Source organism: Archangium lipolyticum, from assembly GCF_024623785.1.
In the GTDB taxonomy this organism is placed as follows: domain Bacteria; phylum Myxococcota; class Myxococcia; order Myxococcales; family Myxococcaceae; genus Archangium; species Archangium lipolyticum.
Genome location: NZ_JANKBZ010000047.1, coordinates 18,977 through 45,142, shown reverse-complemented (window position 1 = coordinate 45,142; position 26,166 = coordinate 18,977). Strand labels below are relative to the sequence as shown.

The 26,166-nt window shown below is 68.8% G+C and carries 22 protein-coding genes and 2 tRNA genes; 1 reads left to right on the top strand and 23 read right to left on the bottom strand.

The window, feature by feature from the left end; all coding sequences use genetic code 11:
* Positions 1-38 precede the first annotated feature (38 nt).
* Complete coding sequence (locus NR810_RS48560) at positions 39-2,246, top strand: TonB-dependent receptor (protein ID WP_257462685.1); 2,208 nt, start codon at positions 39-41, stop codon at positions 2,244-2,246.
* A gap of 130 nt (positions 2,247-2,376) precedes the next feature.
* Here the strand turns inward: NR810_RS48560 and NR810_RS48555 are convergent, their stop codons facing one another.
* The 23 genes from NR810_RS48555 to NR810_RS48445 form a co-directional block, all read right to left on the bottom strand.
* Positions 2,377-3,501, bottom strand: a complete 1,125-nt coding sequence (locus tag NR810_RS48555) for a PepSY-associated TM helix domain-containing protein (protein ID WP_257462684.1) — start codon at positions 3,499-3,501, stop codon at positions 2,377-2,379.
* A 139-nt stretch (positions 3,502-3,640) separates the two neighbouring features.
* Complete coding sequence (gene fhuF, locus NR810_RS48550) at positions 3,641-4,471, bottom strand: siderophore-iron reductase FhuF (protein WP_257462731.1); 831 nt, start codon at positions 4,469-4,471, stop codon at positions 3,641-3,643.
* 10 nt (positions 4,472-4,481) lie between these two features.
* Positions 4,482-5,639 carry a type III PLP-dependent enzyme gene (locus NR810_RS48545; protein ID WP_257462682.1) on the bottom strand — a complete coding sequence of 386 codons (1,158 nt, stop codon included), beginning with the start codon at positions 5,637-5,639 and terminating at the stop codon, positions 4,482-4,484.
* 32 nt (positions 5,640-5,671) lie between these two features.
* Positions 5,672-7,471 carry an IucA/IucC family protein gene (locus tag NR810_RS48540; RefSeq protein ID WP_257462681.1) on the bottom strand — a complete coding sequence of 600 codons (1,800 nt, stop codon included), beginning with the start codon at positions 7,469-7,471 and terminating at the stop codon, positions 5,672-5,674.
* The gene (locus tag NR810_RS48535) at positions 7,468-8,685 is read right to left on the bottom strand and encodes an MFS transporter (RefSeq protein WP_257462679.1); all 1,218 of its coding nucleotides are present in this window, start codon (positions 8,683-8,685) and stop codon (positions 7,468-7,470) included. The genes NR810_RS48540 and NR810_RS48535 overlap by 4 nt, the downstream gene beginning before the upstream one ends.
* Entirely contained in the window at positions 8,685-10,517 is a 1,833-nt protein-coding gene (locus tag NR810_RS48530; protein ID WP_257462678.1) for an IucA/IucC family protein, read from the bottom strand. The genes NR810_RS48535 and NR810_RS48530 overlap by 1 nt, the downstream gene beginning before the upstream one ends.
* The gene (locus tag NR810_RS48525; RefSeq protein WP_257462676.1) at positions 10,505-11,278 is read right to left on the bottom strand and encodes a ParB N-terminal domain-containing protein; all 774 of its coding nucleotides are present in this window, start codon (positions 11,276-11,278) and stop codon (positions 10,505-10,507) included. The genes NR810_RS48530 and NR810_RS48525 overlap by 13 nt, the downstream gene beginning before the upstream one ends.
* Positions 11,278-12,477 (bottom strand): type III PLP-dependent enzyme, encoded by a 1,200-nt coding sequence (locus NR810_RS48520; RefSeq protein ID WP_257462674.1) that lies wholly within the window; start codon positions 12,475-12,477, stop codon positions 11,278-11,280. The genes NR810_RS48525 and NR810_RS48520 overlap by 1 nt, the downstream gene beginning before the upstream one ends.
* Positions 12,474-13,283, bottom strand: coding sequence for an HpcH/HpaI aldolase family protein (locus NR810_RS48515; protein WP_257462672.1), 810 nt, complete (start codon positions 13,281-13,283; stop codon positions 12,474-12,476). The genes NR810_RS48520 and NR810_RS48515 overlap by 4 nt, the downstream gene beginning before the upstream one ends.
* The gene (locus tag NR810_RS48510) at positions 13,280-15,151 is read right to left on the bottom strand and encodes an IucA/IucC family protein (protein WP_257462671.1); all 1,872 of its coding nucleotides are present in this window, start codon (positions 15,149-15,151) and stop codon (positions 13,280-13,282) included. The genes NR810_RS48515 and NR810_RS48510 overlap by 4 nt, the downstream gene beginning before the upstream one ends.
* On the bottom strand, positions 15,142-17,028 hold the full coding sequence (locus tag NR810_RS48505; RefSeq protein ID WP_257462669.1) for an IucA/IucC family protein: 1,887 nt from the start codon (positions 17,026-17,028) through the stop codon (positions 15,142-15,144). Before NR810_RS48505 ends, NR810_RS48510 begins: the two co-directional genes overlap by 10 nt.
* The gene (gene sbnB / locus NR810_RS48500; RefSeq protein WP_257462667.1) at positions 17,010-18,029 is read right to left on the bottom strand and encodes a 2,3-diaminopropionate biosynthesis protein SbnB; all 1,020 of its coding nucleotides are present in this window, start codon (positions 18,027-18,029) and stop codon (positions 17,010-17,012) included. The genes NR810_RS48505 and sbnB overlap by 19 nt, the downstream gene beginning before the upstream one ends.
* 16 nt (positions 18,030-18,045) lie before the next feature.
* Positions 18,046-19,068 carry a 2,3-diaminopropionate biosynthesis protein SbnA gene (gene sbnA / locus NR810_RS48495; RefSeq protein WP_257462666.1) on the bottom strand — a complete coding sequence of 341 codons (1,023 nt, stop codon included), beginning with the start codon at positions 19,066-19,068 and terminating at the stop codon, positions 18,046-18,048.
* A 290-nt stretch (positions 19,069-19,358) separates the two neighbouring features.
* Positions 19,359-19,432 (bottom strand) — tRNA-Arg (locus NR810_RS48490).
* 31 nt (positions 19,433-19,463) lie between these two features.
* Positions 19,464-19,537 (bottom strand) — tRNA-Pro (locus NR810_RS48485).
* Positions 19,538-19,601: 64 nt separating this feature from the next.
* On the bottom strand, positions 19,602-20,210 hold the full coding sequence (gene rdgB / locus NR810_RS48480; RefSeq protein ID WP_257462665.1) for an RdgB/HAM1 family non-canonical purine NTP pyrophosphatase: 609 nt from the start codon (positions 20,208-20,210) through the stop codon (positions 19,602-19,604).
* A 4-nt stretch (positions 20,211-20,214) separates the two neighbouring features.
* The gene (gene rph, locus NR810_RS48475; RefSeq protein ID WP_257462664.1) at positions 20,215-20,931 is read right to left on the bottom strand and encodes a ribonuclease PH; all 717 of its coding nucleotides are present in this window, start codon (positions 20,929-20,931) and stop codon (positions 20,215-20,217) included.
* An 83-nt stretch (positions 20,932-21,014) separates the two neighbouring features.
* Positions 21,015-21,824 (bottom strand): N-acetylmuramoyl-L-alanine amidase family protein, encoded by an 810-nt coding sequence (locus NR810_RS48470; protein ID WP_257462663.1) that lies wholly within the window; start codon positions 21,822-21,824, stop codon positions 21,015-21,017.
* Positions 21,825-21,899: 75 nt separating this feature from the next.
* The gene (gene selD / locus NR810_RS48465; RefSeq protein WP_257462662.1) at positions 21,900-22,952 is read right to left on the bottom strand and encodes a selenide, water dikinase SelD; all 1,053 of its coding nucleotides are present in this window, start codon (positions 22,950-22,952) and stop codon (positions 21,900-21,902) included.
* Between the two features lie 114 nt (positions 22,953-23,066).
* Complete coding sequence (locus tag NR810_RS48460) at positions 23,067-24,014, bottom strand: DUF4388 domain-containing protein (RefSeq protein WP_257462661.1); 948 nt, start codon at positions 24,012-24,014, stop codon at positions 23,067-23,069.
* Positions 24,015-24,126: 112 nt separating this feature from the next.
* Positions 24,127-24,846: a hypothetical protein gene (locus NR810_RS48455; RefSeq protein WP_257462660.1), complete on the bottom strand. Its 720-nt coding sequence runs from the start codon at positions 24,844-24,846 to the stop codon at positions 24,127-24,129.
* Positions 24,843-25,622, bottom strand: a complete 780-nt coding sequence (locus tag NR810_RS48450; RefSeq protein WP_257462658.1) for an outer membrane protein assembly factor BamD — start codon at positions 25,620-25,622, stop codon at positions 24,843-24,845. The genes NR810_RS48455 and NR810_RS48450 overlap by 4 nt, the downstream gene beginning before the upstream one ends.
* Positions 25,623-25,634: 12 nt before the next feature.
* Positions 25,635-26,141 carry a regulatory protein RecX gene (locus NR810_RS48445; protein WP_257462657.1) on the bottom strand — a complete coding sequence of 169 codons (507 nt, stop codon included), beginning with the start codon at positions 26,139-26,141 and terminating at the stop codon, positions 25,635-25,637.
* Between the last annotated feature and the right edge of the window lie 25 nt (positions 26,142-26,166).

Here is a 26,166-nt window from a genome sequence, read left to right as displayed (position 1 = left end):
GCGCACCGGCACTGCTCGCGTTCGAAAAGGAACCCTCGATGAAGCCCCGCCGACCGCCTCCCCCCCCCGCCTGGCTCCTCACGCTCGGCCTCGCCCTCGCCCCCACGGCCTTCGCCCAGCAGGAGGCGCCGGCCCCCACGCTGGCGGAGATCCCCGAGGAGGAGCGGCTGAGCGAGGAGGAGCTCACGGAGGAGGTGGTGGTGACCGCCACGCGCCGTCCCGAGGCCATCGCCAACGTGCCCGGAGCGGTCACCGTGGTCGGACGCGAGCAGCTTCAGGCCCAGTTCAAGGCGAGCGGCCAGAACATCGCGGACGCGCTTGGCAAGCTCGTCCCGGGGCTCGCGCTGGGCAACCAGTCCTCGTCCACCTACGGGCAGACGCTGCGCGGCCGCACCGTGCTGGTGCTCATCGACGGCGTCCCGCAGAGCGCCGTGCGCAACGTGTCACACGACCTGCACACCCTGTCCCCCGAGGCCGTCGAGCGCGTCGAGGTGGTCCGCGGCACCACGGCCATCTACGGCGAGGGCGCCTCCGGCGGCATCATCAACATCATCACCCGCCCGACCGGGACCGGGCAGCCCCGCTTCTCCACCACCCTGGAGACCACCACCGCCGTGGTGCAGCCGCTCGGCGGCCTGGGCGGGCGCCTCGCCCAGACGGCGGACGGGGCGGTGGGCCCGCTGGGCTTCTCGCTCACCGGCGCGATCGAGCGCACCTCCGCCCAGTACGACGCGGAAGGAGACCGCATCCCGCCCAACCCGTACGGCCAGGGCGGGCTCGCCGAGTCGCTGCGCTACGACCTGTCCGGCGCCCTCACCTGGAAGCTCACGAGAGAACAGCGGCTGAAGCTGACGGCCGCGCACTTCCAGGGCCGGCAGGACACGCGCTTCACCACGGACCCGAGCGTCAACCAGCTGCCGCTCTTCGGCTCCAAGTCGCGCGTGCTCGAGGGGCTCGAGCTCGGCCAGCCCGAGGCCACGCGCAACACCACGCTCTCGCTCACCTACGACCACGACGCGGTGCTCGGCAGCACGGTGCGCGCGCAGCTCTACTACCGGAACTTCTGGACCAACTTCTTCCCGTCCGACGATCGCACCGTCGCCACCTACAAGGCCATCATGCAGTCGCGGCTGGAGACGCAGAAGGGAGGGGCGCGCCTGGAGATCGGCACGCCCATCCTCGAGGGCCTCAACGCGCTATGGGGCCTGGACGCGGCCCAGGAGCGCACCGCGCAGCCGGTGACGGTGATGGACCCGCAGCGCTACGACGCGAGCGGCGGGCTCGCGTTCGTCCCCGTGGGGGACCGCGATTGGGTGCCGCCGATGGACATCGGCACCGTGGCGGCCTTCGGGCAGCTGGAGTGGGCGGCGCGCGAGTGGCTCACGCTGCGCGCCGGGGTGCGCCACGAGCGCATCTGGCTTTCGGTGGACGACTACGTGACGCTCATCGACAACCCGGTGGAGGGCGCGAACCTGCGCTTCCGCTCGACGGTGTTCAACGCGGGGCTGGTGGTGAAGCCCCTGCGGGCCCTGAGCGTCTACGCCAACTTCTCGCAGGGCTACTCGCTGCCGGACGTGGGCCTCATCCTGCGCAACGCCAACCGGCCGGGAGCCTCGGTGGCCACGCTGAACACCGCACCGCAGCGGGTGGACATGGTGGAGGCCGGCCTGCGCACGAACTTCGAGGTGGTCTACGGCTCGCTCGGCGCGTTCATCAACAGCTCGGCGCTCGGCACCTCCTCCGGCGGCCTCGGCGTCGAGCCGGTGCGCGCCCCCGAGCGCGTGTACGGGCTCGAGGCCACGCTCGGCGCGCGCCCCCTCGCGAATCTCACGCTGGACGCCAACTTCACCTGGCTCGAGGGCATCCTGAAGCGGGACGGGGCGTGGGGCTTCCTCAACGGCTACCGCATCCCGCCCCCGCAGCTGACGCTCGCCGCGGCGCACCAGACGCTGCCCACCTGGCGCAACAGCGTGGTGCTCGCCGTCTCGGGCTCCCGCAACCGCTTCAAGGCGAAGACGGCCGCGGGCACCGCCGGCTTCGGCGAGTTGCCGGTCGCGCCCTACGCGACGGTGGACCTCACCTCGAGCCTGGATGTGGGTAAGGGCACCGCCACGCTCGCGGTGAACAACCTCCTCAACCAGCAGTACTATCCGCGCGCGAGCCAGATGCTCTACACGCGGAGGAACGACTCGTACGCCGCCGCGCGCGGCGCGGTCGTCAGCCTGAGCTACACGCTGCGCTACTGAGCCCCCGCGGCGCCGGTGTCCGCCGGCGCCGCAACGCCCGAGCGCGTATCGAGACTCTGGAGGTCCGTGGTGAGCCGCCCCCCCTGCGTGCCACCCGGGGCTCAGGGATGCCGGAAGCCAGGGGGGGTCATCAACTGGTGCCCTCGCGCGAGGGCATGAGAGCGGCGCGCCGGGCTGGGGCCGTGGCAGCGCGGGTCCTGGCGAGCCAGAGGAAGAAGCCGGTGAGGAAGAGGCCCGCGGGGAAGAGGCCGGTGAGCACCGCGAGCAGCCGCGTGGCCAGGCCCCCCAGCGAGCCGATGTGCAGCGGGAAGCGCAGGGTCATCAACCGCGCGGCCAGTGGCGCCTCCAGGGCGTTCTCCGCGCGCAGCACCGCGCCGGTGTGGCAGTCCACGTCCACGACGCTCATCCCATTGGGATGCGGCTCGTCCGGGAAGCGCTTGCGCACCCGCAGGGGCGCTCCGGGTGAGGTGGGCAGGTCGATGCGGGTGGTGCGCGCGCCGGGGAGGGCCTGGTCGGCCTTGGCCAGCAGCGCGTCCAGGGGCAACGGCTCGCCCGTCGCGGGTCCGGGCTTCGGGGGCGCGCTCCGCGGCCCCGTGCCGGTGACGGCCTGGAGCGTGCGCTCGAAGGGGGTCGGGAAGACGAGCGCGGCCCCGGTGAGCCCGGCCACCAGGAGAAAGGCGAGCGAGAGCAGCCCGCCGAGCTTGTGCAGATCGTAGTTCGCCCGCCGCCAGCGCAGCGGCCGGCGCAGGGTAAAGCCCTCGGCCAGCTTGCGACGACCCGGCCACCAGAGGACGAGCCCGCTGAGGCACAGGGCGATGAGCACGAGGCCGGCGGTGCCCACCACCGTATGGCCCAGCTCGCCGGCGAAGAGCCTCACGTGCAGCTCGCGCAGGGTGCCCACCAGGCTCTGCCCGGGCGTGCGCGCGCCGAGCACCGCGCCGGTGTACGGGTCCACGTACACCTTGAGGGCGCCTTGGGGCTTCATCCAGACCTCGAGCGGGGCATCCGGCCGCTCGGGAATCCGTAGCTGGCGCGGCGGCGTGCCGCCCTGCCGCTCCGTCACCACCTCCACCACCCGTGCGAGCGGCACCCGCTCGCCCGTGGGCTCCACCCGCCGCACCTCGGGCTGCAGGTGCCGATCCAGCTCCTCCCCGAAGACGAGCACGGCCCCGGTCAGCCCCATCACCGCCAGCAGCGCGCCCACACTGAGGCCCGCGTACAGGTGCACATGGAAGAGGAGCCGGCGGAACGTCATCGGATGGAGGAGGCGATGTTGAGAATCAATATCAATTGCGTCTATCCGCCATTCCGGAAGCTGTCAAGCGGGCGTGGACGCGCGGCTCGCCGTCACGGAGGACAAGTCCACAGTGGCGCCCGGGCGCGTGAGGGCTCCCTCAGGTGTGCTCGGGCAGGCCCAGCTTCCGCAGGAGCGCCACACGCTCGTGGCCCTTCAAGATGGGGCAGGTGTAGCAATGGAGCAGGCCAGGCAGCTTGTAGCGCTGGCAGCACGTCTTGCGGACCCGGACGACAGACGCACGGCCGAATCCGCTCAGGTCCTCATAGCGGACCGACTGGTGAAGCGGGTTCGGCCCGGGCATGAGCGGGCTGTCCGGTTGCTCCAGGAGGATTCGCCGGTCTTCCTCGACTGCCGCCGCGACCTCGGGGCGGGCCCTCAGTCCGTCATAGACATCCGCGCACAGATTGCCGGCGTTGCCCCACAAGATTCTCTTCGGCAAGCCCGTCACGCGATGCACCTGTTCGACAATGGGCGCCAGGTGGTTGGCGAAGAGGCTCGACAGCACCCGCCCGTGAAGCACATCCAAGCCGACGCGGGGCGCTGAGATGTCGAGCTTCAGCCGCGGTGGATGGACCACGATGCCCGCGAGGGAGTGCAGGACAGCGGCCCTGGGCAGGCCCTCCTCGGAGAGGGTCATGCTCACGTTCGAAATAGAGCCGTCCAGCCCTACCCCGGCGAGCGTCATGGCCGCCAGGAACCCCGACAACAGCGCCGCGTTGTAGTGCTTGTGCCAGAGCGAGGCGGCCGCCCTCAGCTCGCCCGTCTGGAGCGTCTCCATCAGCCGCCGCACCGCGGCCAGCAGGTGCTCGTCCTCGAGGTACACCGAGGCTCGCACCACGTTCCGTCCATGCAGGTGCTCCCCCAGGAGCAGGCGGCTCTCATAGGGCGCCAGGAGCGGAAGGATACGATCCATCGCGGCGAGCGTCATCGACACGTGCCTACTCGAGGTAGAGATGCTCCGGGTGGGGCAGGCTGCTGAAGTCATGCGCGGAGATGACCCAGCCATAGGCGCCGGCATAGGGGAAGGCGAGCACATCCCCTACCCGCACCCGTGGCAGCATCACATCCTGCGCCAGGATGTCCTTGGGACTGTCCATCTTCCCGACGATTGTCACGGGACGGTCGACGCATTCCGGCCGCTCGAAGGGGTAGGCCCACCGCTCTACCGGAAGGAGCTCGACGGGGTGGCTGTGCTTCCACGCGCCGGGCAACAGGAAGTGATGGAGCCCGCCGGCGATGACTGCGAACGTCTTCCCTCGAATCTCCCGGACGTCGAGCACCTCCGCCGCATAATACCCGCAGGACGCCACGGAGTACCGGCCACACTCGAACAGGACCGAGACGCGTTCGGAAGGAAGCGGCTCAAGCCGGGCGGGCAGATTGGCGGCAAAGGCAGGCATGTCGAACTGGGCCTGCAAGTCGCCGTAGTTCACGCCGATGCCACCGCCCATGTTCACGAAGTCGACCTCCAGGTGAAACTCCTCGGCCCACTGCCGCACCCTGCGGGCGTAGTGCTCGACCATGCCCAGGTGCTCCTCCACCTCGAGGTTGTTCGACAGCGAGTGGAAGTGAAACCCGCGCAGCCGGAGATGTGGCGACGCCTGCGCCTGAAGGATTGCCGCGGGTACATCCGCCTCATCGATGCCAAACTGGGTCGGCCTGCCAGCCATCTGGAGGGTGCCCACCGGGAGCGGCCCCCGCAGGTTCACCCGCAAGAGGAGCTCCATGACCGTCCCATGGCTCGCGGCGATGCGTTCGACCCGCCGCAGCTCGTTCAGGCTCTCGACGTGCAGCAGGCTGACCCGGTGGTGGATCGCACCTGCGATCTCCTCGTCGGTCTTCCCCGGGCCGCCAAAGAGGATGGGACTGGTCGCCGTGACAGCCCGTACCTTGAGCACCTCCCCCAACGACGCAACCTCGAAGCCGTGAACGATGGGGGCAAGAGCCCGCAACAACGCCGCATCCGAGTTCGCCTTGATTGCATAGAAGTAGCGGCACCTGGAGGGCAGCAGGGCGATGGTGCGGGAGACGTGCTCCTTCAACTGCTTCAAGTCGTACAGGAACGCGCAGAACGGGCGCGCCCCGTCCCGCTGCATGTGTTCGTCAATCCTTGCCTTGATTCGCTCCACTACCGTGCTCCCGTACGGAAGGCGGCGAGTGGATTCCTCACCATGTGGACACCCGTGCCGGCTTCGGCGAACAGCCTGCGGCCCGTCAGTTGCTCGATGGCAATCCGCTCCGAGAAGAGGTCGAAGGCGGTGAAGCGCTCGGCCTCGTGCGGGAACCGTCTCTGGTAGCCGTGAATCACGTCCGCCGCCATCGCCCAGAAGCGTTCCTCTGGCAGGCCGTAGCGCTCCAGCAGGAAAAGGGAAAGCTCGCCAAGGTTGATGAAGAAGAACGCGTCGTGGAAGAAGTCCTTCACCTCGGACGGGTCGTCCCTCTCGAGGAAGGAGTTCCGGTTCACGCGCGGATGGTTGGCGGGTGGCCCCTGCGTCTTCGGGCCAGCGTCTCCTGTCCGCAGGAAGGGCCGCGCGAACCGGATGCCATCATGGAAGTCCTTGAGCGCGAGGCGCGCCGGCCTGCCCGCCCTGTGTATCAACACCATGTTTTGCGCGTGCGCCTCCATGGCCACACCATGGGCATACAACAGGCGGATGAGCGGGAGGATGGCGACCTCCAGAAGCTCGCGCGTCCAGGCCTCCACCCCCTGCTCCCGAATCCACCCGTCAATCAGGGGGCGCCCATCCGTGGCGACGTGGCAGAGCGCGTTGAAGGGGACAGCCGCTTCGCCCGGGCGCAGGTGGGGATGGAGGCTCTCCCTCCAGATGGTCCCCAGCGTCCCGTACACCCTGGGCTCCAGAATGCCGGAAAGCCCCTGGTGATGGTAGGTGACTCCGACGATCTCCCGGAGGAGCGTCAGGCCCAACTCTTCGCGCAAGAATAAATCCTGCTCCTGGATGCCCCCGAGCCAGCCCGAGATGGCAGGGGCATTCAGGATGGTGTGCTGAGACAGGATGCGACTCGTCGATGTGTTGGCGATGCTCAGCGGCAACTTTACGTAGGCCTTCTCGGGCCTGGTCGCATTGGCCAGGGTCCGGATGGACTGCTGCGGACGGTACTCATCCTCCCCTTCGCCAAGATAGATGAGCCGGCCCGCGCCAAGCTGATCCACGAAGCCGCCCGACACGATTTCGCGCCACTGCCAGGGATGAACGGGGATGAGTGTGTACTCTCCCAGGGTGCTCCCCCGGAGCGCCACCGCGTCGGCGAAGCGCGCATGGGTGGCCGCGCCAAGCTCCTGCCGCACGAAGGCATCCAGTTCCAGGCCCGGGACGACCGCCGTCCTGGCCTCTTCCTGTCTTACGGCGAGCCAGACGAGCCGGAGCCTTGGCTTGAACTCCGGTCCGAAGGCCTGGTTGTCCACCAGGTCGAAGCCGACCCGCGACTTGTAGCACGGGTGGTAGGGATGACCATCCATCACCTCGCCCTCGAGCTCGTCGTAGCTCGACTCCCGCAGCGGCGGCTGCTGGAACCGGACGTCCTGGGCAAGGGTGTCCTTGAGCAGGGTTTGATGGAGCTCCTCGATGAAGGCAGCGAGCTTCTGTGAATCCGCCTTCAGCAGGTGTGAGATCTCCAGGAGGAAGGTGGACAAGGAGGTAGCCTCCTCCCCGTCACGCTGCACCGGCTGCGCGGTGAGCCGGACCCGGTCGAAGCCAAACGCTCGCCTCCCTTGGCAGGCGTAGCGGACCTCCTGATCGTGCGCATCACGCCCGCTCAGAGAGAACTCCAGCAGCCCGTCCTGGAGCGCGCGCACCTGGGGCTCGACAATCCCTTCGTAGACCAGCGACTCCACGAGCTGGCGGAAAATCCGCCGCCGCACCACGGCATGCTGGGGAGACTGAAACACCCGACCGACGCCATCATTCACGACTGGACCGCTCCTTCCCGCGCGACAGTGTCCGATGATTTCTGGGGCACCCACACCGCGGCGGCCCCGGCCACGAAGCAGGCCGACATGGTGACGAAAATCCACGCCGGGCTGAGACTCCGGGCGAGGAAGGCGCTCATGAGCGAGCCGCCGATCTGCCCCACCACCAGGAGGCTGTTCGCGGCACCGATGTGAGCGCCGCGCTGCGACTCGGGCGCCGCCTGCGAGACGATGAGGAGGGCCGAGGGCAGCAGGGCGCTGAAGCCAAACCCTTGCAAGGCACGCCAGGGGAGGAGCCACTCGAGGCCCAACGGCAGGGCCTGGAGCGCGACGCCAGTCCCACAGAGCAACGAGGCGATGATGAAGTTCCGCTCCACCAGGGAGGTGTCGTTTCTCTTCCCCCACCAGGGGGCCCCGAACAAGGCGGCGGCCCACGTGACCGCCTGCATGACGCCCACCCAGGTGGCCGCATGGGTGCTCAGGGGTGAGAGCTCCTTGACCCGTGCGGAGAGGATGGCCACCAGCCCGTAGACGCCCAGGTTGGCGCAAATGCCGGCCAGCAGGAACCGCCGGACGCGGCGCTCTCCCAGGAGCTGGCCAAACGTGCCCCAGACGCCGGCCCGAGCGACGCTCGCCACCGGGCGGTCCCTATTCAGCAAGCCCACCGCGGCCACCGCCGAGAGCGCGAGGAGTCCTCCCAGGAGGATCAGCAGGTGGCGAAAGCTCCACCAGTCCATGAGCACCCCACCGATGATGGGGCCCGCCAACGAGCCGGCCGCGACGGCGCTCTCGAGCCTTCCGAGCACCCGCCCCCGGCTCTCGGCCGAGGCCTGCGTGCTGGCCAGGGCCGTGCCCGCGCTGACCACTCCGCCGAACGCCCCCTGGAGCAGGCGGAGAAGGAAGAACTGGAACGGAGTCTCGGCATACCCCATGAGGATGAGCGTCAGCGCGAGCCCCGCGAGCGCCCGGACCACCATCCACTTCTGGCCCCAGCGGTCACCCAGCCTGCCCCAGAGCGGAGCTGTCACGGCATAGGTGACCGCGGGGGCCGCCAGCGCGAAGCCGCTCCACGTCAGGGCCGATGTCTGACTCGTGGCTCCGAGTTCCCTCAGAAAGAACGGCAACAGGGGGGCAATGACGCACAGACTGGTGACGGAGAGAAAGTGGCTGCACCAGAGCACCCGGAGGTTGCGCTCCCGTTCGTCGAGTTGCATCAGGGGGCCATCCGCCTGAAGGGGTTCCCCGTCTTGCCCCACCCGGACGGCATGCTGCTCCCCGCGGGACCGGAACGGCCCAGCAACGGTGCCAGCACCATCTTGACGGGCCACTCCGGGTCCTGGAACAGCGCCTTCTCCACCGCGGCTCGCGCACCGGCGGAGAAGCCGGCGCTGTCCACCGCCTGGGACAGACTGCTCTCGATCACGCGGAAGAACTCGGCCTCCTGGATGGCGTAGCTCCGGGAGAGCGCATCGGCGATGCCATACAGATTGACCTGAATCCCGAGCGTCTGGAGGTACCCCAGCAGCGCCTCCGGGGTCTCGTTGTAGAGCGAGTTCGGCCGGCCCGGCTTGACGACGTAGTGTGGGTCCGAGAGGCCCGCCTCCTGGAGCCAGGGTAGGTGAATCCGCACGGTGTCATGGTCCCTCAGCAGGAGCCCCTCCACCTCACCGTCGTTCAGCACCAGCAAGACGTTCTGGCCATGAATCTCCGGAAGGACACCATGCCGCAGCAGGCGCATCGCGAGGCCGAGGAACCGCGTGGAGACCGAGCGGAACAGCTCCAACACCTCCGCTCGGCTCGCGGTGCCCTGGCCCCGTCGCGCCAGCCAGGACGTGAAGAGGTGTGCGTGTGAGGCTGTCCCGGGTTGCGCCAACGCGGACATGGGGACGAGCTGAACTCGACCGTCGCTCAGCAGCCGCGCCGGGTACTCCCGGATGAGGCAGGAGAGGTGCCGCGGCCGGTCTTCCCACCAGTCGCTGCCCGGTGGGTAGAAGGCGAACCAGACCGTCTCATCGCAGAGGTGGAGGCGCTCCCAGAGAATGGAATCCTTCCCCAAGACCTGGTGGAGCAACTGCTGTCCCCGCTCGCCGTTCCGCATGGAGAGGGCGGAGAGAGAGCGGATGGCGCCGAGCGACTCGATGCCGATGGGCAGCTTGACGTGCCGGCCTCCCCCTCCGACCGGCGCCAGGGAGCGAAGTGACGAGCTGGCGACATAGCCTCCGGCCTCTACCCGCAGCGGGACACAGATTGAGGCCGCCACTTCCGGCTGGAGCTCGCGGGGAAGAGTCCGCTCCATCTGCCAGGGGTGGACGGGCAAGGCCATGTAGTCCGCGGGACTCAGGCCGGCCTGCTCCATGGCGGCCATGACTGCCCTGACCTCCGGTTCCGGGAGCAGCAGCTCAGCGGGACTCCAGTCCTGAACCTCCCGCCCGAGGAGCAGATGATCCCTCCGCACGGCCATCCATCGAAGGGTGACCTCCCGGTGAAACTCGGGGGCATAGCAACGGTACTCGGCCTCGTTCCATCCGACCTTCGCCTTGGCCACGGGGTGAAATGGCCTGTCGCGGAACGCCGCCCAGCGCTCGAGGTCGAGCAGGGAGGTCAGCCGCGGCGCGGGAAGGGTGTCCAGAGCCCCGTTGGAGAGCTCCCCCTGCGCGGCTGCCAGCCGAAGCTCGTCACACAGACGACTCACGGAGCCCTCGTGAGAAGCAGCGCTGGCCAGGGTCTGCAGGAAGTCGACGGCGGAGAGCGGCCTCTCCACATGTGGCTCGCACTCCACTTCGATGACCGCGCCGGAGGAGGTGCGATACGGCTGTGTGACCGCGGGTGTGATGGGAATGAGGAGGAACCGCTTGCCGGGCTCCACCCAGAAGCGCAAGAGATGCGTGGAGGCCTCATCGCGCTCGGCGAGGACCGAGGAAGGCACCGCGGCGCGGGTATGCAGCTCGCCGCGGGTTGTAAGCCCGAAGACGTCCTCGGCCAGCAGCGTGTTCACCAGGTCGGTCATCACCTGCTGTTCCCCGGCCGCGCGAGTCAGGCTTCGCACAGGTAGACTCCCTCGGCGTAGAAACGAAGTGCCCCCAGCCGGTGCGCCACGAGCGCCTCCCATTCCGCTTCGGTGTCAGCGGGGCTGCGCAGCAACTCGAGCGGGATGCGCAGATTGAGGTATCGCCCCTGCACGACGAAGCGCGTGACGCCGGGAGGCATCCGCTTCCCCGCCAAGACGACGGACTCCACCTCCTCGAGCGAGCACGCGGGGTAGCGGAGCAGCACCATGCCTGGTTCCGGGCGATGGACCGCTCCGTCGGGCACGCGCCGGACCGCCCCCGTGTCCGTGTAGGCCTCGACCACGCGCTGCCAGGCCGGGAGGATGGAGAGGATGTCCCGCTCCGGCGTGGCCGCGTGGACCGGATGGCACACCCCGGCATCATCCACCACCTCGGCGATGAGGCGCCCCGCGCACTCCATCTCCTGGCTCCACCTGAGGGAAGGATTCCGCCGCAGCTCCGTCAGCCACGGGCCCTCGGGCACGAGGTGAGTCCAGGCCTCGAGGTTGAATGCTCGAGGCTCGACCCACTGGACGGGAAGACGGACGCAGCCGAGTTCCCGCAGTGCCTGCGTCCGGTGCGCGCCGTCTAGAATCAGGGCGCGCCCATCCGCCATCGGCGTCGCCAGCAGGGGATGGCGAAGGACACCTTCGGCCGCGATGGCCCGACAGGTTTCGTCGAGCCTGCTGGGCTCGTGCCCTTCATGGATGCACACGCGCTCCACGGGCATCAACCGCAGCTCGGGCAACTTCCCCGCCATCAGCATCCCCCACCTTCCAGGAAAATCTGCTCGGGGTGTGGATGGCTGAGGAAGTCGTGGTGTGAGATAGACCAGCCGTACGCTCCCGCATACTGGAAGAGGATCACATCGCCGACGCGCACCCGCTCCACGGCGACGTCGTAGGCGAGCACATCCTTGGGCGTGCACAGCTGCCCCACCACGGTGATGGTTCCGTCGCGCAGCTCCGGCCGCTCGATGGGGGAGGTCCACCCCTCCCACGGGACGAGCGTGAAGGGATGGCTGTGCTGCCAGGAGGAGGGCAACCGGAAGTGGTGCGTGCCACCCCGGACGATGACGTAATCCTTGCCGTGGTTTCGCTTGATATCGAGGATCTCGACCGCGTAGGCGCCGCACGCCGCCGTCATGTACCGGCCGCACTCGAAGAGGATGGACGCGCCGGGTGGACACTCGTCGGGGAGCAGCTGGTTCAGCTCCGTGGTGAAGGCCTCCCAATCGAACTGCTTGTCGAGCTGGCGGTAGTTGACCCCGAGCCCGCCGCCTGCATTGACGTAGGCAATGTCCAGGGAGAACCGAGCGGCCCAGGTCCGGGTGAGCCGCAGGTAGTGTGCCACGAGGTGGGCATGTCCCGTCGCATCCAGGTCGTTCGAAATCGAGTGGAAGTGGAACCCCCGCAGGCGCACGTGCTGGCACCGCTTCGCCAGTCCAATCACCGCTGGGATGTCCTCCTCATCGATGCCGAACTGGGTCGGCTTCCCCGCCATGTAGAGCGTCGCGCTGGGGAGTGGACCGCGCAGGTTGACGCGCAGAAGGATGTCCGCCACGCGCCCTGCCCTCCCCGCCAGGTACTCCACCCGCCGGAGCTCATGCGCGCTCTCCACGTGAATCAGGCTGACGCGGTGCTGGAGGGCACCCTCGATCTCCGCATCCGTCTTTCCCGGGCCACCAAAGAGAATGGGAGCATCCGGCGCCACCGACCGGACCTTCTCCACCTCCCCGAGCGAGGCGACCTCGAAGCCGTGCACGATGGGGGCAAGCGCACGCAGGATGGGCTCTTCCGAGTTGGCCTTGACGGCGTAGAAGAGACGGCACGGGGCCGGCAGCGTTTCGATGCACCGGGAGGCATGCCGCTTCAGGTGCCCCAGGTCATAGATGTAAGCGCACAGGGGGTGAGAGCGCTCCGCCTTCAGGGATTGGACCACCTTGCTGAACTCTGTCATGGCACACCCTCGGTGACGTCACGCTCCGTACGCTCCGTCGATAGCTGCTGGTAGGGCCGCAGTTGAGCCTGGAGGGCTCGGAACGCCACGCCGCGCTCGTCACCCGCGACGAACGCCCGCACACCCTGCTCCCACCAGGAGACGGAGTCTTCCATCGCCCTGGGGATGGCGCAAAAGGGGATGCCCCGTGCGCGGGCCGCCGCCTGGACCCGGTAGAGGGCTTCGCGCACCCGCGGATGGCGCGTGCTCCAGGGGATGCCGAGCGACTGCGACAGGTCCGCCGAGCCCTCGAGCACGAGGTCCACGCCGGGCACCTGGAGGATGGCGTCGATGTCCTCCACCCCTGCCTGGTCTTCAATCATCACCACGACCAGCGTCTCGGCGTTCGCCTGCTTGACGTATTCCGGGAGGTTCACCCCTCCGAAGCGCGCCGCCCGTCCGGTCCCCATGCCGCGCTCGCCGTCCGGGTAGTAGCGGCTCGCTCGCACCGCCCGCTCGGCTTCCGCGGCCCCGCGCACGCGTGGCACCACCACGCCCTGCGCTCCCGCATCGAGCGCCCGCAGGATGGGTCCCGGGGCGTTCTCCGACACCCGCACCAGCGGCGTCATCCCGACGACCTCCGCCGCACGCACCATGTTCTCCAGCGTCTCCGGGTTCACCAGCGCGTGCTCGGTGTCGATGATGACGAAATCGAATCCCGCGCAGCCAATCATCTCCACCACCATCGGCGAGGGGGTGGAGCAGAAGATGCCGAAGACGGCCTGCTGCTTCGCGAGCGCCTGCTTCAGCTTGTTGGGTCGAATCATCGGTGTACCGCCTCCATGCCCTCCTGGGGCGCGAGCGCGTTGCGTACGGAGTGCATGCGCACCTCGGTGTCCGGGTACAGGCGGCGCATGGCGAGCTGCTCGACCTGGGTGGTTGGCGCGAAGAGATCGAAGAGGGCGAAGCGCTCCCGGTGCTCGGGAAAGCGGCGCTGGTATGTGAGGATGACCTCGCGCGCGAGCCCCCAGAAATGGCGCTCCTCGAAGCCGAGGTGATCCGCGAGGAAGAGCGCGAGCTCTCCCAGGTTGATGAAGAAGAACGCGTCGTGGACGAAGTCGCGGACCTCCGCCGGGTCCTCTGTCTGGATGTACGAGTTGCGATTCACGCGCGCGTGGGAGGGCGGCGTGGCGCGGAGCACGGGCCTTCGCTCCGGGTGGGCGAGGTGGGCTGGCGAGAAGCGGATGCCGTCGTGGAAGTCCTTGAGCGCCACCCGCCGGGGGAGCCCTCCGGCGTGGAGCAGGACCATGTTCTGCGCATGGGACTCGAGCGCGATGCCATGCGCATACAGCAGGTGGATGAGCGGCAGGACGCTCACCTCCAGGAGCTGGCGCACCCACGGCTCCGGCCCGAACCGCCGCACCCACGGTTCAATCAGCGGGCGGCCATCGGCGTCGAGGTGACACAGGCCGGTGAAGGGCAGCGCCTCCTCGCCGGCATCGAGGAAGGGATGGAGGCTCTCTCGCCAGATGCACGCGAGGATGCCGGAGGTCCGCGCCCGCAGCGGCTCCGGGCGCTGCGCTTCGAAGGAGATGCCCAGCACCTCCCGAAGGAAGACGGTCCGCAGCTCGTCCCGGAGGTAGGTGTCCTCGCGAGCGATGCCGGAGAGCCAGTCGGAGATGGGAGCCGCGTTCTCCACGGTGTGCGGCGCGAGGGTGCGCGCGGTGGAGGTGTTGAGGATGCTCAACGAAAGCTTGAGGGACGCATTCTCCGGGTGGCTGCGGTTGGCGAGGGTCCGGATGGACTGCTGGGGCGTGTAGAAGTCATCCGCCTCCCCGAGCATCACGAGGCGGGCGTCCCGCAGCTCCGGGAAGAGTGTGGCGAGGACATGCTCCCGCCACTGCCAGGGGTGGACGGGGAGGAGGACGTAGTCATCGGGGGCCAGGCCCCGCTCGAGGAGCATCCGACGGAAGCGCGTCCGCGTGGCCTCCGTCAACTCGCGGGCGAGGAGCTCCCGGGGCTCCATCCCGGCGGAGGCCGTGCTGTGAGTCCACTCCCGGTGGGCCGCGAGCCACAGCGGCCGCAGCTCGGGCGTGAACTCCGGGCCAAAGGCGAGGTGGTCCACGGCGTCGAAGCCGATACGGGACTTGTAGGACGGGTGGTAGGGGTGGCCGTCCATCAGCTCGCCCTCGAGCGCGTCGTAGGGGAGGCTCCGCAGGGTGCGGCCAGAGCGGCTCCGCCGGTACTGCGCGAGCGTGTCCTTGAGGTGCGTCTGCTCCAACTCGTGGACGAAGTGCGCCAGGCGCTCCGGGTCCGCGCCGAGGGACGCACGCAGCTCCGAGAGGAACCGCGCGAAGGACTCCGCCTCGCCCACCTCGTCTCCACGGACACGCAGGATGGGGCCGGGGCCGAGTCGGATGCGCTCGAAGCTCCAGCGGCGCCGCCCCTGGCACTCGTAGCGGACAGGACTGCCCGCATCATCCTCCCCGTGAAACCGGAATCGCAGCTGCTCGCCGTCCGGCTCACTCTCCGGCTGAAGCGCGCCCTCGTAGAGGAGTGCTTCCACCAACTGCCGGAAGATGCGCCGCCGTACCTCGATGAACTGCTCGGACCGGAGAGCAGCTTCCAGATCCAACAGGTCCTGGAAACGTGACACTCCGGCGCCATCGCTGGGAGAGCGTGCCGTCAGCTCCATCGGAGCACCTCCTGCTCGAGAATGGGGTTGGGGACTTCGAGGTAGAGCGGTCGCTCCCCGCGCTCCCGGAAGCGACTGGTCAGGTTGGCCTTGCCCGGGAGGGTGGGCCCGTCGAGAAGCGCATCCAGGTAGGGCGCGCCACCCGTCGCGCGGAGCGAGAGGGCGTTGCTCTCGAGGACGTTCCGCACCACCTTCCAGAGTCTGGGCTCGTCACTCGGGCCGTGGAGGGCCAGAGTCACGAGCAGGTGGCTCAGGTGGTTGACGAAGAAGTAGTACGCGAGCCGCTGCCACGCCTCTGCGTCGTCGTAGAGCGCCGAGTGGGTCTCCGTCAGGCAACCGGCGTCGTGGAACCCCCGCGCCGCCGCGCGGTCACGGCTCAGGCTCGCTCCCTCGAGGTCGCGCACATGGAAGCGCTCCGGCCACCCGTCCTTCAGGGTCAGCAGCGAGTTCTGCACGTGGGCTTCGAGGCTGAGCCCTTCCTCGATGAAGAGCCGAAGCAGCGGCATCATGGAGACGTGGAGATAGCGCCGGAGCCAGGCCTCCACGCCCGAGGGCTTCAAGGGGCCCGATGCGACTCCCGTGGCCCGCCGGACGGCCCGCATGATGGCCGGCTCGCCGTGGCCGGGAGAGGGCTCCAGCAGCGCCGCGACCACCAGGGGCGCGGGTGTGTGGGCGCAGGGACGCGCATCGCGGAACAGCACCGCCGTGTGCTCGGCGAGGGCGTGCCGCTCCTCGGGTGCCCAGTCCCGGGGAGCGAGCGCGCGGTAGCCCGTCTCGAGGAGGATGGAGAAGTCCGGCTGAGGCGCCCGTGCCTGGAGCAGCGCCACCACGCGGCTGATGCCCAGGCTGCGCTGAAGCTGCTCCGGCGGGTTGACGCGCACCAGGTTGGTGATTCGAACGCCGAGCGGAAGCTTGAAGAAGAAGGGGTGCCCTTCCGCGAGCACGGTGCGCACCGACGAGGTGGGGTGGACGCTCTTCCCGAGAGGCCCGAGGTGGACCACGCGTTGCTCCTCGAGCAGCCGCTGGAACCCGGGGAGGCCGTGCAGGTGACGCACCTGCCAGGGGTGGCACGGGAGCAGGCTCCACCCGCCGCGGGTGGAAGTCAGCAGCGCGGCGGCCTCCTCACGAACCGCCGCCGGCAGGACGTTCTCCCCTGCCCCTGGCAGGAAGTCCTCCTCGATGAGCTCCGGCGATGCAGCCAGGTAATGGAGCGGGAAGGTGGCACCCAGCTCTGGCGCGTATTGCTCCAGGTCCGAAGGGGTGAAGCCCTCCGAGCTCTTCGGAGTCGGATGGAACGGGTGTCCGAAGAGGATGCGCTGTTCGGCGGCCAGAAAGGCACTGGGGCCTTCGCCGTCCGACGGCCATGGCTCGCGCTGCGCGCTCCGGTCCAGGTACAGCGCGGTCTTGTCGACGCTGTTCTGGATGTGGCGAAGCAGGGCGTCCATTCGCCGCTCGCGGACCACGGGCTCCGCCTCCTCGCTGGCCAGCTCAGCCACGAGGATTCGCGCCAGGTGCAGGGCACCGTCCACCCTGCGGCCCGGCACACCCATTGCCGAGCATTGCCAGAGAACGGGGCCGTACCGGTGGTGGCCCGAAGGCGAGCCGCGGCGCAGCGTACCGAGGAGGAGCCGCCCCGTGCGGGGGAGCTCTACACGCAACGGGCAGCCATCCGCGCACAGCTCCTCGTGGATGCCGCTGGGGAGGGACAGCGCCCGCAGTTGCTCCAGGGTGATGCGAGGATCTGTGAGGCCCGTCTCGCGCAAATAGCTGTTGAGCAGCCGCTCGGTGGCAGCGTGTTCTGCCAGAGCGTACCCGGATGGGGGCCGTGGGGCCATGGCCGGCGCTGGCGAGGGCGGAGTCACTCGAGGCTCAGCCACGTTCCGACCTCGGCATCGACGGCCTTCTGGTAGACGGCCTGGGCGCACGCGATGTCCTCGATGGCCATCCCCATCGGGTTGAGGAGGATGATTTCGTCCGCCGACTCACGCCCCGGTCGCCGGCCGATGACGATTTCCCCCAGCTCCGCATGGAGCTGCTCCCGCGAGAAGCGGCCCTCGAGCACGAGCTGGTTGATGGTTTTCTTCTCGCGGTTGGACTGGTCCCAGTCGTCCACCACGACCTTGTCCACCTGGAGGAACACCTCCTTGTGCACGTCCATGATGGAGACGTTGCTGATGAACGTGCCTGGGGCCAGCCACTCGAACGGGATGTACGGCTCGGCCGCGACGGTGCAGGTCACCACCATCTCCGCGCGCCGGATGGCCTGCTCCGCGGACGCGGCGATGAGGAACTCCACCCGCGGGAAGCGCGGCTGCAGCTCCTCCCGGAGCCGCGCGGAGGCGGCCGGTGAGAGGTCGAAGAGGGAGATGATGGCGATGGAAGGGAACTGCTCGAGGAGCGTCGTGAGCTGCATCCGGGCGATGGGACCGCACCCGATACAGGCCACGTGCTGGAATCCCTCGCGCGCGAGGTAGCGGGCCGCCACGGCGGTCACCGCGGCGGTGCGCATCCCGGAGATGAGGCTGCCCTCCATGATGGCGATGGGGTAGTGCGTCTCGGCGTCGTTGAGCACGATGAGCGCGCTGGCGCGCTCCAGTCCGTGGCGGGAGGGGTTGTCGTGCTTGCTGCCAATCCACTTCAGCCCCGCCATGGGCGCCGCGCCGCCCAGGTAGGCCGGCATGGCGATGATGCGGTCGGCGATGTGCCCCTCGGCGCCGCGCCAGCGCAGGTATGGCTTCAGCGGCTGGACGAATTCTTTCGCCGCGTGGCGGGACAGCGCATGGTGGATGGCGTCCATGTACAGGGCGGAGGTGTCGCCTCCCAGGTGGAGGATGTCGGACTTGCTCAGGTAGAGCAGCCCCTTCGTGCGGGTAGTCATGAGGAAGCGGTCCTTCTCAGGCGGATCGCGCCGTGCGGGGGGGAATGGACAGGGGAAGCGGGACGCTCATGGGGACCTGCTGCTCCGCGCGGAGGCGGATTTTCGACAGCCAGGCTTCGTCGGAGAACAGGTCCAGGTAGCGCTCCCCTCTGTCTGGAAACAGGGTCAGCACCCGGCTGCCAGCGGGCAACGTGGGCGCGAGCTTGCGGATGGCGGCGACAACCGACCCCGAGGACCCACCGGCGAAGATGCCCTCATGGGTGAGCAGCTCCCGACACCCCTCGACGGACTCCCAGTCGTTGACCAGGATGACCTCGTCGATTTCCTCTCTGCACAGCAGCTCGGGGACGCGGCTCGAGCCAATGCCGGGCAAATCTCGTGGCGCCGGCTGCGTGCCGAAGATGACGGAGCCCACCGCGTCCACCGCGATGACGCGCAGCCGAGGGAACTCCTTCCGGAGCCGCCTCGCGAGCCCCAGGATGGTGCCGGTGGTGCTCACCGAAGCCACCAGGTAGTCGATGGGAGCGTCGAGCTCCTGGACGATTTCGCTGCCCGCGCCGTGGAAGTGTGCCTGCCAGTTGAGCTGGTTCGCGTACTGGTTGATCCACACGCTGCCGGGCATCGTTTCCAGCAGCTCTTGCACCCGACGAATGCGAGTCTTCAGGTAGCCGCCCTGGTCGTCCGGCTCGCTGACCATGTCGATGCGGGCGCCGTAGGACTTCAGGATGCGCAGGTTGGTCTGCGAAATCTTCGGGTCCACCACGCTGGTGAAGGTCAGCCCATGGACGCGCGCCACCATCGCCAGGGCGATGCCCAGATTCCCGGACGTGCTCTCCACCAGGTGCGTCCCCTTGCGAATGGTGCCGTCCTTCAGCCCCTGCTCGACGATGAAGCGTGCGGGCCGGTCCTTCACGCTCCCACCCGGATTGAGAAACTCGAGCTTCGCGATGACCGAGGGCCCACGCTCGGATGGGAACAGCCGGCGGAGGTGGACCAACGGCGTCTTGCCAATGCAACTGGCCACGGATTCATGGATCATAGCGGATTCCCTTCAGACCCCGGGCACCACTTCGCGCCGAGCAGAAATTGATATTGATAACGATTTTCAAAATCGATTCGCGGCGATGGGTATCCCGGCTCGAGCGGTACTGTCAAGAAGCGTATGGACGCGCGGCGATGGCTCGAGCACCGAGCCGAGACGCGCCGGGGACACGCCGACACCACGTGCAGGGCGCAGGGTGGGCCAGGTGTTGGCAAGGGCCTTCGGGACAAGAAACAGGGGCTGGAATCGGTGGGGAGATTCCCCAAGATTCCAGCCCCTTACCGAGTCGCGCCAGGCGGGACTCGAACCCACGACCCTCGGCTTAGAAGGCCGATGCTCTATCCAGCTGAGCTACTGGCACCCAGTTCTCTCCGTACAGCGGTACTGCGATATCGGGGCGAGAGGATTTGAACCTCCGACCCCCTGCGCCCAAGGCAGGTGCGCTACCAGGCTGCGCTACGCCCCGATAAAGTCCAGCATTGTTGAACCATCCGGAACGGACGTGCAAGGCAAACGTATCTGACGCCTGCTCACCCTCCGACAGCCGGACCGCCCACCAGGGCCAACAGGTGGGGCTTCATCTTCCGGAAGGCAACACCCCGGTGCGAGATGCCGGCCTTCTCCTCCGCCGTCAGCTCCGCCATCGTCTTTCCCTGGGGCAGGACGAAGATCGGATCGTACCCGAAGCCGTGCGAGCCCCGGGGCTCGTGGCCGATGCGGCCCTCGCAGCGGCCCACCTCGATGACGGCGCGGCCCCCGCCCGGCATCGCCAGGCAGAGCGCGCAGACGAAGGCGGCGGTGCGCTTGTCGTCCGGGACGCCAGACAGCTCGCCGAGCAGCTTCTGGTAGCGCGCCTGGTCGCTGCCCTCGGCGTAACGCGCCGAGTGGATACCCGGCCGGCCTCCCAGTGCGTCCACGCACAGTCCCGAGTCGTCGGAGAGCGTCGGCAGCCCGGTGGCCTCGGCGTATTCACGGGCCTTCTTCTCGACGATCGCCTCGAAGGTGGGACCGTCCTCCACGGGCTCGGGCACCGGGGGCAGGTCGCTCAGGGAGACCACCTCCACCGCGTCCCCCACGAGGCCGCGCAGCTCACGCAGCTTGCCCTGATTGGAGGTAGCGAAGAGCAGACGAGGCTTCATGGCATCAACCCCCTAGCACCTTCTGCTGCGCCTCGACGAGCTGGCGGATGGCCGCGAGCCCGCCATCCAGCATGGCGTCCAGCGTCTTGCGGTCGAACGTCTGGTGCTCGGCCGTGCCCTGCAGCTCGACGATGCGGCCATCCGCGGTGGCCACCAGGTTCAGGTCCACGTCGGCGGTGGAGTCCTCGTCATAGTCCAGGTCCACCCGCACCTCGCCCTTCACCACGCCCACCGACACGGCGGCCAGCGGGTTGAGCTTGGGCATGCGCGTGAGCACGCCATCCTTGTGCAGCTTGCGGAAGGCCAGCGCCAGGGCCACGTAGGCGCCGGTGATGGAGGCCGTGCGGGTGCCGCCATCCGCCTGGAGCACGTCGCAGTCCAGCGTGAAGGTGCGTACCCCGAGCGTCGACAGGTCCACCGCCGCGCGCATGGAGCGGCCGATGAGGCGCTGGATCTCCAGCGTGCGCCCGGTCTGCTTGCCCTTGGAGGCCTCGCGCTGGGAGCGGGTGTGCGTGGAGCGCGGCAGCATGCCGTACTCGGCCGTCACCCAGCCACTGCCCTTGCCCAGCAGGTGCGGAGGCACCCGGTCCTCCACCGAACAGGTGACGAGCACGCGGGTGTGGCCGAACTCCACCTGGGCGGAACCCTCGGCGTAGCGGGTGACACCAGGGGTGAGGGTGACGGGGCGCAGATCCAGCGCCCCACGGTTGAAGGACCGCACGGGGATGCTCCTCGGCTAGGGGAAGACGGGCGCCTCTCTACCAGACGCGGGGGGCCGCTGTCCGGGGCGACTGCGGGCCAGTGTCAGGGCGTGGCGGGAGCCGCCACTCTGGGCCCCTTCGGAGCGTCTCGCTTGCGGATCTCCGCGAGGAAGCCCCTGACGCCCTCGGTGATGGCCGTGGCCAGCCGCTCCTGGTAGTCGGCACGGCCCAGGCGGCCCCCTTCCTCCGGGTGGGAGATGTAGCCCACCTCGATGAGGACAGCGGGCGCCTCCACTCCGTTGAGCACGTAGAAGGGCGCCTGCAGCACGCCCCGGTCCGAGCCCCCCGTACTCGCGATGAGCTTCTGGTGGATGGCGTACGCCAGGCGCGAGGAGTCCTGGTGCGCCTCGGTGCGCGCCAGGTCCTGGAGGATGAAGGCCAGCGTCGAGTCCCCCTGCGCCCCTCTGGCCACCGGCGCCTCGGCGTTCTCCCGGTCCGCGGCCGCTCGCGCCGTGGCGTTGGAGGCGTTGGCCGACAGGAAGTACGTCTCGATTCCCTGGACCCGCGCGCGCGTGCGCTTCGTCGGCATCGCGTTGCAGTGGATGGAGAGAAAGAGGTCCGGCCGCTGCTTGTTGGCGAACTCCACCCGCTCGGGCAGGGGCAGCGCCACGTCCTCGTCCCGCGTCATCAGCACCTGCGCCCCGAGCTCCTTCTCCAGGAGCGTCCTCAACCGGCGGGCCACCTGCAGGGACACGTCCTTCTCGAGCAGCCCCGTGGGACTCTGGGCTCCCCCCACGGCTCCACCGTGGCCGGGATCCACCACGATGCGCGCGGGGCGCTCGGCCGCGCTCGAGGGCGCGGGCAGGCACAGGACGACGAGGAGGCCAACCAGGGCGGTGAGACGGAGCTTCATGCCAGCACCGGATGCTACCGGAGGTGGCTCACCGCGGCGAATCCGCCCCGGTGCCCTCCCCCCAAGCGGGGCCCGCTATCCGACAACCTCGATGCCGGTACGGCCCTCGCCCACCTCGCCGATGAGGGCCACGTCCACCCCGGCCCGCTCCAGCGCCCGGTACGCCTTGGCCACGTCACGCGCCGGGACCGAGGCCAGCAGGCCCCCGTTCGTCTGCGCGTCGGCGAGCACCCACTGGATGTCCTCGGGCAACCCCTTCGGGAAGCGCACCTTCTTGCCCACGTGCGCCAGGTTCGACTTCGTCCCGCCCGGCACCACTCCCTGCCGCGCCAGCTCCGGCACCTCCGAGATGATGGGGATGCGCTCCAGGTCCAGGAAGGCCTTCGCCTTCGCCCCCGTCATCATCTCCAGCAGGTGCCCCAACAGCCCGTAGCCCGTCACGTCCGTCAGGGCGTTCACCTTGAACCTGCCCGAGGCGAATACCTCCCCCGCCTTCTTGTTCAGCGCCGACATCAGCGCCACCACGCGCTCCGTCAGCTCCTCCGACGCCAGCCCGCGCTTGATCGCCGTGGTCGCGATGCCCGAGCCCAATGGCTTCGTCAGCATCAGCACGTCCCCCGGCTTCGCCCCCGCGTTCGTCAGCACCTTCTTCGGGTGCACCTGCCCCGTCACCGCCAGGCCGTACTTCGGCTCCGGATCCTGCACCGAGTGCCCACCCAGGATCGGAATGCCCGCCTCGTCCGCCTTCGCCTGCCCTCCCGCCAGAATCCGCGACAGCTCGTCCAGCGGCCGGTCCTTCGGGAACCCCACCAGGTTGAGCGCGAACAGCGGCTTCGCCCCCATCGCGTAGATGTCAGACAGCGCGTTCGCCGCCGCGATCGCCCCGAACTGGTACGGGTCGTCCACCACCGGCGGGAAGAAGTCCACCGTGCTCACCAGCGCCATCCCCGGCGCCACTCGATACACGGCCGCGTCATCGTTGGTGTTGAAGCCCACCAGCGCCCTCGTGTCCTTCGCAGTCTTCAGTTGGCGCAGAACCTGCGCCAGGTCCGCGGCCCGGATCTTGGCCGCTCAACCCGCGCAATGTGACAGTTCCGTCAGCCGGCGCGGCTTCTGCTCTTCGGACACGGTTGGCCTCTTCGACTCGTGGAACGGGTGGAACTCGTGGACCTCTATACCCTCACCCCGACCCTCTCCCAGAGGGAGAGGGAGGAGGGGTGGGGTGCGCGGTGCCGTGCGACTTCAGCTGGCTCGCACGTAGTCGCGCTTGATGAGCTGCAACACAGCCTCCGCCGCCTGCACGTCGTCCTGCTCCGAATGGTCCAGGACCCCGCCCAGGGAACCGTAGTTGTGCACCTGCTGCAGGACGTCCAGCAGCTCCGGCGCCAGCTCCCGCAGCGGCGCCGTCATCGGCATCGCCAGCGTCAGCTGCGTCCCCATCGCCGGCAGCTCCTTCTGGATTCGCTTGTACTCGTCCAGCTGCCTCAGCGCGTCCATCAGCAGCGCCTCGGTCGACGAGTCCAGCTCCACCATGAACTCCTGCGGATCCGCCGGACGCAGCTCGAAATCGCCCTGCTCCCACGTCACGATCCGGTTGAAGCTCTTCTGCGGCCCCAGGTTGTGGTTCTCGTCGATCACCGCGTAGTACACGCGGCCCTGCCGCAGGTAGATCTTCCCCTCGTGCTCGTTGCTCACCACCAGCACGCCGTTCTTCTTCGACGTGTGGAAGAGCTGCAACAGGTCCGGCAGCGGAATCTCCTCGATCTTCCCCGTCATCGACGAGGCCTTCGTCGACGTGCGCGCCGCCTGCGCCGCCGCCGCCTCCTCCAGCTTCTGCTTGGCCATCGCGTCGTCGACCTCGCCGACGCCAGCCCCCTGCTGGATGAGCTTCAGGATGGAGGTCCCAATCAGGATGCGGTCCCCCTCCTTGAGCGTTGCCTGCTTGACCTTCTCGCCGTTGACGAAGGTGCCGTTCGTCGAACCCAGATCCTCGATGGAGATCTGCCCGGCCCCGTTGACGACGATCCGCGCGTGCTTGCGCGAGACCATGTCCTCGACGAGCACCATGTCGAGCTCGCTCGAACGGCCGATGACGATCTGCTTCTCCGCCTTCAGCGGGAACTCGCCGCCCTGGTACTTGCCGGAGATGAACTTGAGCGCGTACGTCTTGCCCGGCGTCGGAGTGCTCACGGTGCTACGACCTCGATGATGAGTGGTACCTCGAGCCTCAGCCCTCTACCGTCCCTCGCCCGCTCCCCCTCCCAACCCTCCACCAGGACCCCGCTGAGAACGACGGCCTAGACTACATGAGACCGGGCGAAAACAAGAATTCCTCTCCGCTACGAATCAGCGATAACCGGCGCTGTCCCCGGTCATCCACCGGACGGGAGGGCAGCTCTCCCTCCAACCGCCACATCTCGCTGGCCACCGCCTCGTCCCGCTCCAGCCGCAGGAACCACGCCTCGGCCCGGTAGCGCCGCCGCCGCAGCTCCAGCACCTTCTCCACCTCCGCCGCCTCCTCCCCTCCCCCTCCATCCACCTGTGCGCCCGGGGCCCTCAACGCCTCCAGGGCCTTCACGTCCCCCGAATCCAGGGCCCGGCGCCGGAATTCCAACGCGCGGACCACCGCCGCCAGCCGGGGCGCGGCCAGACCCTCCGGCATCCACTCGCGCCCGCGACGCACGAAGGGCACCCGCTCCACGCCCAGCGAGCTGACCTCCGTGCGGTCCAACCGGCCCGTGAAGTCCAGGGTCGCCCAGGCCACGGCCCGCTTCCCTCCGGGCTCCACGTTGACGGTGATGCGCGCGAAGTGGTGCCCCTTGGACGTGAGCGGCGTCCCCGCGCCGGGGATGGCCAGCTCCAGTCCGTCCTTCTCGGTGGCCTTGAGGGCGGTGATGATCTCCACCTCCGGCCCCGCCGCCACGCCCAGCAGACGCGGCATCACCAGCGACAACGCGGCCACCGCGGCCAGTATGGCGATGAGCACACCGCCCCACCGGCCCCAGTCGTCGGTGCTCCTCACGACCCCATCATCCGCCGGGCCCGCTCCGCGGCGGGAGTCCCCGGCAACCGCTCGATGACCCGCTGCAACGTCTGCTTCGCGCGCTCCGCGTCGTTGAGCCGCACATAGGCGTCATGCAGGTCGAAGAGGGCCTCCTCCTCGAGCTTCGTGCCCGGGTAGTTCTTCAGCAGCGACTCCAGCCGCTGCGCCACGGCCTTCCAGCGCTCGCGCCGGGCGTAGAAGGAGGCCACGTACATCTCGTGCTCGGCCAGCTTCTCGCGCGTCTGCTCCAGCTTCTGCTTCGCCTCCCCCAGGTACTGCGAGTTGGGGTACTGGCGGACGAAGTCGTTGAGCGCGACCAGCGCGGCCCGCACCTCCGTCTGGTCCTTCTCCGTCGAGGGCGGCACGAGGAAGAAGTCCGAGGGGATGTCCTCGAAGTGGCTCAGCGCCGCCCGGTACGCGGCGTAGTCCACCCGGGGGTGCGTGGGGTGGAGCTTGATGAAGGACTGGTACTTCTCCCGCGACTCGGCGTACCGCTCCTGGGCGAAGTCGAGGTCCGCCAGCTTCAGCTCGGCCTCGTTGGCCACGTCGAGGTAGGGGTACTTCGTCCGGACGTGCTCGAAGTACTTCTCGGCCTGCAGGTAGTCCTTCCGCTCCAGGGCCTCGTCGCCCAGACGGATGTTGGCATCGGCCTCGCTGGCGTACTCGGGCTCCCCGGCCTGGCCGGTGGAGAGTGCCGCGCAGCCAGCGGCGGAGGACAGGAGGGCGGTCAGGCAGACGGCTCGAAGAAAACGCATGGGAGGGGCAAGCTAATCGTCCAGCCCCGAAGGTTCCAGCGTCCCGTCACCGAGTACCCGCTGGATGACGTCCGAGGAGAAGCCCCGGCTGACCAGGAGCCGGCCGGCCCGTGCCTTCTCCCTGGGCTCCAGCGTCCGGCCCAGCAGCCCCCGCCGCTCCAGCACCTGGCGCGCGGCGGCCTCCGCGTCGAACTCCACCGTCTCGCTGGCCGCGGACACCGCCGCATGGGCCTCCTCGCGGCTCAGCCCGTGGGCCTGCAGCCGCTGCCGCACCGCCTGGGGGCCGTACCTGCCCCGCTGCAGCAGCACCGCCGCCCGCTCCCGCGCGAAGCGCTCGTCGTCCAGGTAGCCCCAGCCCTTCACCTTCTCCAGTGCCGCCTCACGCACCGGCTCGGGGAAGCCCTTGCGCTCGAGCGCCGTCAGCAGCTCGTGCCGGCTGCGCGCCCTCATGGCCAACAATCGCAGGCACGCGTCCGTCGCGCGCCTGACTTCCTCGGGGGTGGAGTCCTCGGAGTCCATCGACTGCTCTCTAGCATGTGGTAAC

What these genes read in the sequence shown, in the direction of transcription:
- NR810_RS48560 (WP_257462685.1), top strand. Translation starts at nt 39, where the DNA reads ATGAAGCCCCGCCGACCGCCTCCCCCCCCCGCCTGGCTCCTCACGCTC.
- NR810_RS48555 (WP_257462684.1), bottom strand. Translation starts at nt 3,501, where the DNA reads ATGACGTTCCGCCGGCTCCTCTTCCATGTGCACCTGTACGCGGGCCTC.
- fhuF (WP_257462731.1), bottom strand. Translation starts at nt 4,471, where the DNA reads ATGACGCTCGCCGCGATGGATCGTATCCTTCCGCTCCTGGCGCCCTAT.
- NR810_RS48545 (WP_257462682.1), bottom strand. Translation starts at nt 5,639, where the DNA reads ATGCAGCGGGACGGGGCGCGCCCGTTCTGCGCGTTCCTGTACGACTTG.
- NR810_RS48535 (WP_257462679.1), bottom strand. Translation starts at nt 8,685, where the DNA reads ATGCAACTCGACGAACGGGAGCGCAACCTCCGGGTGCTCTGGTGCAGC.
- NR810_RS48525 (WP_257462676.1), bottom strand. Translation starts at nt 11,278, where the DNA reads ATGGCGGGGAAGTTGCCCGAGCTGCGGTTGATGCCCGTGGAGCGCGTG.
- NR810_RS48520 (WP_257462674.1), bottom strand. Translation starts at nt 12,477, where the DNA reads ATGACAGAGTTCAGCAAGGTGGTCCAATCCCTGAAGGCGGAGCGCTCT.
- NR810_RS48515 (WP_257462672.1), bottom strand. Translation starts at nt 13,283, where the DNA reads ATGATTCGACCCAACAAGCTGAAGCAGGCGCTCGCGAAGCAGCAGGCC.
- NR810_RS48510 (WP_257462671.1), bottom strand. Translation starts at nt 15,151, where the DNA reads ATGGAGCTGACGGCACGCTCTCCCAGCGATGGCGCCGGAGTGTCACGT.
- sbnB (WP_257462667.1), bottom strand. Translation starts at nt 18,029, where the DNA reads ATGACTACCCGCACGAAGGGGCTGCTCTACCTGAGCAAGTCCGACATC.
- sbnA (WP_257462666.1), bottom strand. Translation starts at nt 19,068, where the DNA reads ATGATCCATGAATCCGTGGCCAGTTGCATTGGCAAGACGCCGTTGGTC.
- rdgB (WP_257462665.1), bottom strand. Translation starts at nt 20,210, where the DNA reads ATGAAGCCTCGTCTGCTCTTCGCTACCTCCAATCAGGGCAAGCTGCGT.
- NR810_RS48470 (WP_257462663.1), bottom strand. Translation starts at nt 21,824, where the DNA reads ATGAAGCTCCGTCTCACCGCCCTGGTTGGCCTCCTCGTCGTCCTGTGC.
- NR810_RS48450 (WP_257462658.1), bottom strand. Translation starts at nt 25,622, where the DNA reads ATGCGTTTTCTTCGAGCCGTCTGCCTGACCGCCCTCCTGTCCTCCGCC.
- NR810_RS48445 (WP_257462657.1), bottom strand. Translation starts at nt 26,141, where the DNA reads ATGGACTCCGAGGACTCCACCCCCGAGGAAGTCAGGCGCGCGACGGAC.